This window comes from Salinisphaera sp. SWV1 (assembly GCF_052044155.1).
Taxonomy (GTDB): Bacteria; Pseudomonadota; Gammaproteobacteria; order Nevskiales; family Salinisphaeraceae; genus Salinisphaera.
Window position 1 is genome coordinate 1 of sequence record NZ_JBQDYE010000189.1, and the last position, 514, is coordinate 514.

Annotated in this window: 1 protein-coding gene; it reads right to left on the minus strand. The window is 54.9% G+C overall.

Features of this window, described 5'->3' with window-relative positions; translation table 11 throughout:
• Positions 1 to 59: 59 nt before the first annotated feature.
• Positions 60 to 514 (minus strand): YjbH domain-containing protein (locus ACS8YF_RS20185; RefSeq protein WP_440851832.1); only part of this gene is annotated, 455 nt, incomplete at its 5' end.

The window sequence follows — 514 nt, forward strand, 5'->3', positions numbered from 1 at the left end:
GACAGGCCATTAAGAATGAAGGTGCCAGTGAGTGCGAAAACTGGCACCTTTCCCATGACTTAGCGGAAATTGACGCTACGGTCGCTGGTCATGTCATACAACTGGAACTTACGCCCAAGTTGCTGACCACCGTCACGCGTCAGCGGCGTCCAGCCAATCGCCGCACGGCTGCGTGTCGGGCCAGACGAGAAGAGATCCAACGGTACCGAGACATACACGCCTTTGGTGAAGTCCCCTTCGCCGTACTCCTCTTTCGAAACATTAGTGATCGTGGCATAGCCACCCACCACCACGCCGCTATCAAAGCGTTTGGCGATCTCCAGCGTGCCGCCTTTATCCCCTGCCAGATACTGCCCGACGCTGGCTTTAACTAACACATCCTGAGCGAAAGATGGCGTCCAGTAGGCGGTCAGATGTCCGGTTTTCACGCTGTAGTCGGTGAATTTCATCATATCTTTTGCACTACGCCAGTCGCGCTGTTTAACGTAGTTGGCATCCAGACCAAACGCCCAGT